The sequence below is a fragment of the Pseudomonas sp. Fl5BN2 genome, from assembly GCF_009908205.1.
Taxonomy (GTDB): Bacteria; Pseudomonadota; Gammaproteobacteria; order Pseudomonadales; family Pseudomonadaceae; genus Aquipseudomonas.
The window spans coordinates 1-3,447 of sequence record NZ_JAAARL010000049.1 but is presented as its reverse complement, the minus strand read 5'-3'; the positions used below and the strand labels follow the sequence as shown (position 1 = coordinate 3,447).

At 62.2% G+C, this 3,447-nt stretch carries 1 protein-coding gene and 1 pseudogene; both read right to left on the bottom strand.

Going from position 1 to position 3,447, the window contains the following annotated elements:
* Nucleotides 1-239: 239 nt before the first annotated feature.
* The gene (locus GV819_RS32445; RefSeq protein ID WP_161760101.1) at nt 240-3,086 is read right to left on the bottom strand and encodes a valine--tRNA ligase; all 2,847 of its coding nucleotides are present in this window, start codon (nt 3,084-3,086) and stop codon (nt 240-242) included.
* A gap of 154 nt (nt 3,087-3,240) precedes the next feature.
* Nucleotides 3,241-3,447: pseudogene (locus GV819_RS32440) on the bottom strand (DNA polymerase III subunit chi); the annotation flags it as partial.

The window sequence follows — 3,447 nt, the reverse complement described above, 5'->3', positions numbered from 1 at the left end:
GTCGTGGGGGCGGTCATGGGGGAGTCGATTCGGGGGTGGTTCAAAGTGATGGGCATTGTCCCATATCTTGTAGTGTCGGGGCGGGCTGTTCGCCGGCATGCCGGCTCCTGCAGCAACGCTGCGTACCTGCTGCGGGGTCGAGTGCGTTTAGGCGCGGGCTTGCCCAGGAAGGTGATCTTTCGACCCATAGAAAAGGGAGGCCTGTCTGGGCCTCCCTCTTTATGTCGCGTCGATCGCCGTTACAGGCTGGAGATCCGCGCGTGCTGCTCGGCCAGCTTGCCCAGGGCCTGTTCGGCCTCGGCCAGTCTGGCACGCTCCTTCTCGATCACTTCAGCCGGGGCCTTGTCGACAAAGGAAGCGTTGGACAGCTTGCCGCCCACCCGCTGCACTTCGCCCTGCAGGCGCTGGATTTCCTTGTCCAGGCGCGCCAGTTCGGCGCCCTTGTCGATCAGGCCAGCCATTGGAACCAGCACTTCCATCTCGCCTACCAGGGCGGTGGCGGACAGTGGTGCTTCGTCGCCGGCAGCCAGTACGGTGATGGATTCGAGCTTGGCCAGCTTCTTCAGCAAGGCTTCGTTCTCGGTCAGGCGACGCTGGTCTTCGGCACTGACGTTCTTCAGGAACAGGGTCAGGGGCTTGCCCGGGCCGATGTTCATTTCGGCACGGATGTTACGGGTGCCGAGCATCAGGCCCTTGAGCCATTCGATGTCGTCTTCGGCAGCCTGGTCGATGCGTGCTTCGTTAGCCACTGGCCAAGGTTGCAGCATGATGGTCTTGCCTTCGGCACCCGCCAGCGGCGCCAGGCGCTGCCAGATTTCCTCGGTGATGAACGGCATGAACGGGTGGGCCAGGCGCAGGGCTACTTCCAACACCCGAACCAGGGTGCGACGGGTGCCGCGCTGGCGTTCGACCGGCGAGTTCTCGTCCCACAGCACTGGCTTGGAAAGTTCCAGGTACCAGTCGCAGTACTGGTTCCAGATGAACTCGTACAAGGCCTGCGAGGCCAGGTCGAAACGGAACTGGTCGAGCTGGCGGGTGACTTCGGCTTCGGTACGTTGCAACTGCGAGATGATCCAGCGATCTGCCAGGGACAGCTCATAGGCTTCGCCGTTCTGGCCGCAGTCTTCGCCCTTGTCCAGCACGTAGCGCGCGGCGTTCCAGATCTTGTTGCAGAAGTTGCGATAACCCTCGACGCGGCCCATGTCGAACTTGATGTCGCGACCCGTGGTGGCCAGGGAGCAGAAGGTGAAGCGCAGGGCGTCGGTGCCGTAGCTGGCGATGCCGTCGGCGAATTCGGCGCGGGTCTGCTTCTCGATGGACTTCTGCAGTTTCGGCTGCATCAGGCCGGTGGTGCGCTTCTGCACCAGGGTTTCGAGGTCGATGCCGTCGATGATGTCCAGCGGGTCGAGGACGTTGCCCTTGGACTTGGACATCTTCTGGCCCTGGCCATCGCGCACCAGGCCGTGGACGTACACGGTCTTGAACGGAACCTGTGGCGTGCCGTCTTCGTTCTTCACCAGGTGCATGGTGAGCATGATCATCCGGGCAACCCAGAAGAAAATGATGTCGAAACCGGTGACCAGCACGTCGGTTGGGTGGAAGGTCTTGAGGAAGTCGGTCTGCTCCGGCCAGCCCAGGGTGGAGAACGTCCACAGGCCCGAACTGAACCAGGTGTCGAGCACGTCGTTGTCCTGCTGCAGGGCAACGTCCGGACCGAGGTTGTGCTTGGTTCGGACTTCGGCTTCATCGCGACCGACGTATACCTTGCCCGACTCGTCGTACCAGGCCGGAATCCGGTGGCCCCACCACAGCTGGCGGCTGATGCACCAATCCTGGATGTCGCGCATCCAGGAGAAGTACATGTTTTCGTATTGCTTGGGTACGAAGGCAATGCGGCCGTCTTCAACGGCAGCAATCGCAGGCTCGGCCAATGGTTTGGTCGATACGTACCACTGGTCGGTGAGCCACGGCTCGATGATGGTGCCGGAACGATCGCCTTTCGGTACTTTCAGGGCGTGGTCGTCGACGCTGACCAACAGGCCGGCGGCGTCGAACGCCGCGACGATCTGCTTGCGCGCCTCGAAGCGGTCCAGGCCCACGTATTCGGCCGGGATCTTGCCGTCGATGCTCTGGTTCAGGCTGCCGTCCAGGTTGAACACCTGGCAGGCAGGGAGGACAGCGGCATTCTTGTCGAAGATGTTCAGCAGCGGCAGGTTGTGGCGCTTGCCGACTTCGTAGTCGTTGAAGTCGTGGGCCGGGGTGATCTTCACGCAGCCGGTGCCGAATTCAGGGTCGCAGTAATCATCGGCGATGATCGGGATGCGCCGGCCCACCAGGGGCAGCTCGACGAACTTGCCGATCAGCGCCTTATAGCGCTCGTCTTCAGGGTTCACGGCCACGGCGGAGTCGCCGAGCATGGTTTCCGGACGGGTGGTGGCGACGATCAGGTAGTTGTTGCCTTCAGCGGTCTTGGCGCCGTCGGCCAGCGGGTACTTCAGGTTCCACAGGAAGCCTTTCTCGTCGTGGTTTTCCACTTCAAGGTCGGAAATCGCCGTGTGCAGCTTGGTGTCCCAGTTGACCAGGCGCTTGCCGCGGTAGATCAGGCCGTCTTCGTGCAGGCGTACGAAGGCTTCCTTCACCGCCTCCGAGAGGCCGTCGTCCATGGTGAAGCGCTCGCGGCTCCAGTCCACGGAGGAGCCCAGGCGGCGGATCTGGCGGCTGATGTTGCCACCGGACTGATCCTTCCACTCCCAGACCTTCTCAAGGAATTTTTCCCGGCCCAGGTCGTGACGACTCTGGCCCTGGGCTTCGATCTGACGCTCTACCAACATTTGGGTGGCGATACCGGCGTGGTCGGTACCTGGCTGCCACAGGGTGTTGCGACCCTGCATGCGGCGGAAACGGATCAGGGCGTCCATGATCGCGTTGTTGAAGCCGTGGCCCATGTGCAGGCTGCCGGTGACGTTCGGCGGCGGGATCATGATGGTGTAAGAGTCGCCCGCGCCTTGCGGGGCGAAGTAGTTCTCGGACTCCCAGGTTTGGTACCAGGAAGTTTCAATGGCGTGCGGCTGGTAGGTCTTATCCATGCGCGGCGGGACCCTATTGGCATTTATTCAGGAAAAGCCGGCAAGTATAGCGGAGGGGAGCCGCTGCAAGCCATAAGGCAGCTGCAAGCTATAAGCGGCAAGAGGGGGAGGCGGTGTTTTTCTTGCGCTTGCAGCTTGAGGCTGTAACTGCTGTTTATGGCTTGCCGCTGGTTGCTGTGGCGAGCAGCCGTTCCAGGCGTGCTTCAAGGCGACGCTTGATCTCGGTTTCGATGTGCGGGGCGAAATCGTCGATCACGTCTTGCATGATCAGTTGCGCGGCGGCGCGCAGTTCGCTGTCCAGGTGCAGCAAGGCGTCGGCGCTGTTGCTGGCGGGTGCAGGCTTGACTGCAGGAGCCGGGGG